The organism is Dietzia sp. DQ11-44 (assembly GCF_014145205.1).
Taxonomy (GTDB): Bacteria; Actinomycetota; Actinomycetes; order Mycobacteriales; family Mycobacteriaceae; genus Dietzia; species Dietzia natronolimnaea.
In genome coordinates, this window is the sequence record NZ_JAALEC010000234.1 from 1 (window position 1) to 4,523 (window position 4,523).

Below are 4,523 nucleotides of genomic sequence, written 5' to 3' on the forward strand. Positions count from 1 at the left end.
TCGGCTGTGGTGTCGGTCACGCGTCCACTGTAGGGCGTCCCCCTTGACAACGGCCGGGCTACTCGTGCATCTTAGGTGTACCTTACTTAGGCGAGCGTCACCTTATTCTCGTACCCGAGATCTCGCCGTGTAGCTGGCGACCCGTGGAGGGCGAACAATGGCAGTGCACCCGATCGTGTCGGATCCGGTCGTGACGGGCGCCCGACGTCTTCTGGACGGGGCGGGCATCGCCACGGTCGCCGTCCGTGGCACCCGGGACCGCTCGGACGTCATGGTCTCCGCGCAGCACCGCTGGATCGGCGGAGGCGCCGTCGTCGTCACCGGGGCCCCCGCACCGTGGTCCGGTCTGATCGTGGAGCCGGGCTCCTCGGTCGAGGTGGTCGTGATGATCGACGAGTTCGCTCCGATCGTCGAGGCGAAGGTGCACGTCGCCAGCCTCTACGGTTTCGGGGTGGCGCGTGCGTCACGCCAGGGCGAGGGGTGGGTCGTCGAGATCGAGATCGAGCTCGGCGAGCTGCAGGTGCGCCGTCTCGGCCACGAGGGGACGGTTCTCGCCCGCGACCTGGACGCGGTGCCCTCGGACCCGCTGGCGTCCGAGGCGCCCGGTCTCGCGGACGAGATCCGGGCGCGATTCGGGGAACACCTGGCGATCCTGGCGGGATCGGGCGACCCGGCTCACCCGCCGTTCGTCCTCGGTGTCGACCCGGACGGCCTCCACCTTCTCACCGCACTCGGGCGCGACGCCGATGTCGTGCACCTGCCGTTCATGACCCGGGCGCAGTCCGTCGGGGACGTGGTCCGCGAGATGGGCCAGTACGTGGCCCGGGCGAGCTGAGTCCCGGGCCACATCCCGGCCGACGCCCCGGCCCACGTGCCGGCGGCGCCTACGCGGGGGAGTAGGTGAGGCAATCGGCGGTGTCCGCGCCGGAGCCGATCGTCACGGACTCCGCCGAGCAGAGCAGGTCCTTGTTGTGCGTGCACTCCACGCGCTGACAGGCGCCGACGTGCGCGCTCGCGGTGGGGAGGCCGCCCCGGACGTCGAGCGAGATGAACGTCCCGCACTCGGCGTGGTCGGGTGATCCCGCCACGGTGATCGCCGGGGCCGTGCAGTCCGCGTCGGCGTTGAACGAGCACGTGGTGACGGTGCAGTTGCTGATTCCGGTGAGAGTGGCCATGGCGGTTGCTCCTCGTATCGGTGGGTGTTCCCGGTGGGTGTTCCCGGTGGTGCCGATCCGGTTGCCGCGGACCGTCGGTGCCACCGAGTCAACCCCTGATCGGCTCGACTTGCAAGCAAGGAGAGCCTGTGCTAGGTCAGGTTAGCCTAAGCATCTGACCAGCGCTTTCCCTGAATGTCCGCGGTGTGAGCTCCGCGGACCGCGTACCCCCGCCGCCTCCCGGTGGCGTGTGTGGTCTCCGATCCCCCTCTGGACATCTGTGAGCCATGGCACTATGGTCGAACTCAGTTAATCCGACTTAACTGAAAGGGAGCGGCGCTGATGACTTCCGCGACCACCGATCACCCGACCACCAATCGCCAGGCGCACGAGGAGCTCCTCTCCGACCTCCGCGACCGCCTCGAGCGGGCCGCGTTGGGCGGTGGGGAGAAGGCCCGTGCCCGGCACCTCGAGCGGGGCAAGCTCCTCGCCCGCCAGCGGGTGGACGTCCTCCTGGATCCCGGTAGCCCGTTCCTCGAGCTGTCCCCGCTGGCCGCCGAGGAGATGTACCGGGGCAAGGCGCCGGGCGCCGGTGTCGTGGCCGGGATCGGCCGGGTCTCCGGGCGCGAGTGCCTGGTGATCGCCAACGACGCGACCGTCTCCGGCGGCACCTACTACCCGATGACGGTGAAGAAGCACCTGCGTGGCCAGGAGGTGGCGATGGCCAACAACCTGCCGTGCATCTACCTCGTGGACTCCGGCGGGGCGATGCTCCTGCAGCAGGACGAGGTCTTCCCGGACCGCGACCACTTCGGCCGGATCTTCTACAACCAGGCGAACATGTCCGCCAAGGGCATCCCGCAGATCGCCGCGGTCATGGGTTCGTGCACCGCCGGCGGCGCCTACGTCCCGGCGATGAGTGACGAGGCCGTGATCGTCCGGAACCAGGGCACGATCTTCCTCGCCGGCCCGCCGCTGGTGAAGGCGGCCACCGGCGAGGAGGTCACCGCCGAGGAGCTCGGTGGCGGCGACCTGCACGCCAAGACCTCCGGTGTGGTGGACCACCTGGCCGACGACGACTACGACGCGCTCATGAAGGTCCGCCAGATCGTGGCGACCTGCCCGCCGGCGCCCGAGCCGGACTGGGAGGTGCTCGAGCCCCGCGAGCCCGCCCGCCCGCAGTCCGACCTCTACGACCTCGTCCCGGTCGACTCCCGCCAGCCCTACGACGTGCGCGACATCATCGGCACGATCGTCGACGGCGGCGAGTACACCGAGTTCAAGGAGAACTACGGTGCCTCGATGGTGACCGCGTTCGCGCGGATCCACGGGCATCCGGTGGGGATCATCGGCAACAACGGCGTCATCTTCTCCGAGTCCGCGCTCAAGGGTGCGCACTTCATCGAACTGTGCGACCGCCGCAAGATCCCCCTGGTCTTCCTGCAGAACATCACCGGCTTCATGGTCGGCCGTCAGTACGAGGCGGGCGGCATCGCCAAGAACGGCGCCAAGATGGTCACGGCCGTGGCGTGCGCGCGGGTCCCCAAGTTCACCATCGTCGTGGGCGGGTCGTTCGGTGCCGGCAACTACTCCATGTGTGGCCGTGCGTACTCCCCGCGGTTCCTCTGGATGTGGCCCAACGCGAAGATCGCCGTGATGGGCGGGCCCCAGGCGGCCGACACCCTCGCCTCGGTGCGCGCCGCGCAGGTCACCAAGTCGGGCGGGGAGTGGACGGACGAGCAGCAGGCCGAGTTCACCGCGCCGATCCGCGAGCAGTTCGAGGAGCAGTCCACCGCGTACTACTCCACGGCCCGACTGTGGGATGACGGGATCATCGATCCCGCCGACACCCGTACCGTCCTCGGCCTGGCCCTCGCGGCCGCGGCCAACGCCCCCCTCGAGCCGGTCAACAACGGCGTCTTCAGGATGTGAGTCGAGCTATGTCACAGAAACTCCACACCGTTCTGGTGGCCAACCGCGGCGAGATCGCGTGTCGCGTGATCCGTTCCCTGCGGGCCGCGGGTATCCGCTCGGTCGCCGTCTACTCCGATGCGGACGCGGACGCCCTCCACGTGCGCATGGCCGATGCCGCCGTCCGCCTGGGCCCGGCCCAGGCCTCGCAGTCCTATCTGGACTTCGAGAAGGTGATCGACGCGTGCCGCCGGACCGGCGCGCAGGCCGTCCACCCGGGATACGGCTTCCTGTCCGAGAACTCGCGGTTCGCGCGGGCGCTCGAGGAGGCGGGCCTGATCTTCGTGGGGCCGCCGGCGTCGGCGATCGAGACCATGGGTGACAAGATCACCGCCAAATCGGCGGTGTCGGAGCGTGACGTGCCCACCGTGCCGGGGATCTCGCGACCGGGACTGACCGACGACGAGTTGGTGGCCGGCGCCGACGAGGTCGGGTACCCGGTCCTCGTCAAGCCGTCCGCGGGCGGCGGCGGCAAGGGCATGCGACGCGTGGAGCGACCGGAGGACCTGCGCGCCGCGCTCGACTCCTCCCGCCGCGAATCGGCGGGCGCCTTCGGCGACGACACGCTGTTCCTGGAGCGGTTCGTCGACACTCCCCGCCACATCGAGGTGCAGGTCCTCGCCGACACCCACGGCAACGTCATCCACCTGGGTGAGCGTGAGTGCTCTCTGCAGCGCCGCCACCAGAAGGTCATCGAGGAGGCGCCCAGCGCGCTGCTCGACGAGGTCACCCGCCAGCGCATCGGCACCGCCGCGTGCGACGCCGCCCGCTCGGTCGGCTACGTGGGCGCCGGCACGGTCGAGTTCATCGTCTCGGCCAACGCCCCGGACGAGTTCTTCTTCATGGAGATGAACACCCGTCTGCAGGTCGAGCACCCGGTCACCGAGATGGTGACCGGCGTGGACCTGGTGGACTGGCAGGTCCGCATCGCCGCGGGCGAGGAACTGACGCTGCGCCAGGAGGACATCACCCTCACCGGCCACGCGATCGAGGCCCGCGTCTACGCGGAGGACCCGGCGAAGGGTTTCCTGCCCACCGGCGGCACCGTGCTCGGTCTGGAGGAGCCCTCGGGCGACGGCATCCGCGTGGACTCCGGCCTGCGCGTCGGCACGGTCGTCGGCAGCGACTACGACCCGATGCTCGGCAAGGTCATCGCCCACGGCTCCGACCGCGCGGAGGCACTGGCCCGGCTCGACGCCGCGCTGGCCGGCACCCACGTGCTGGGCCTGCGGACCAACATCGACTTCTGCCGGTTCCTGCTCTCCCAGCCGGAGGTCGTCGCCGGCGACCTCGACACGGGTCTGCTCGATCGGACCCTCGACGACTACACCGCCACCCCGGCGCCCGAGGGTGCACTGGTCGCCGTGGCCATGCACCGCACCGAGGAGCGCTGGGCCC

At 70.0% G+C, this 4,523-nt stretch carries 4 protein-coding genes; 3 read left to right on the forward strand and 1 reads right to left on the reverse strand.

What is annotated here, in order from left to right:
* The first annotated feature begins 157 nt into the window (after positions 1 to 157).
* Positions 158 to 835: a hypothetical protein gene (locus G6018_RS06810; protein WP_182639223.1), complete on the forward strand. Its 678-nt coding sequence runs from the start codon at positions 158 to 160 to the stop codon at positions 833 to 835.
* Positions 836 to 884: 49 nt separating this feature from the next.
* On the opposite strand, the gene G6018_RS06815 is transcribed toward G6018_RS06810, so the two are convergent.
* Entirely contained in the window at positions 885 to 1,175 is a 291-nt protein-coding gene (locus tag G6018_RS06815; RefSeq protein ID WP_179525853.1) for a DUF1540 domain-containing protein, read from the reverse strand.
* A 321-nt stretch (positions 1,176 to 1,496) separates the two neighbouring features.
* Here G6018_RS06815 and G6018_RS06820 point away from each other — a divergent pair, with 321 nt between their 5' ends.
* Together G6018_RS06820 and G6018_RS06825 are read left to right on the forward strand one after the other, a co-directional pair.
* The gene (locus tag G6018_RS06820; RefSeq protein ID WP_182616608.1) at positions 1,497 to 3,086 is read left to right on the forward strand and encodes a carboxyl transferase domain-containing protein; all 1,590 of its coding nucleotides are present in this window, start codon (positions 1,497 to 1,499) and stop codon (positions 3,084 to 3,086) included.
* An 8-nt stretch (positions 3,087 to 3,094) separates the two neighbouring features.
* A partial coding sequence (locus G6018_RS06825) for an acetyl-CoA carboxylase biotin carboxylase subunit (RefSeq protein WP_182639224.1) occupies positions 3,095 to 4,523 on the forward strand: 1,429 nt, incomplete at its 3' end.

Bases quoted from the DNA above. Each gene is read 5' to 3' on its own strand.
- G6018_RS06810 (WP_182639223.1), top strand. From the start codon at position 158: ATGGCAGTGCACCCGATCGTGTCGGATCCGGTCGTGACGGGCGCCCGA.
- G6018_RS06815 (WP_179525853.1), bottom strand. From the start codon at position 1,175: ATGGCCACTCTCACCGGAATCAGCAACTGCACCGTCACCACGTGCTCG.
- G6018_RS06820 (WP_182616608.1), top strand. From the start codon at position 1,497: ATGACTTCCGCGACCACCGATCACCCGACCACCAATCGCCAGGCGCAC.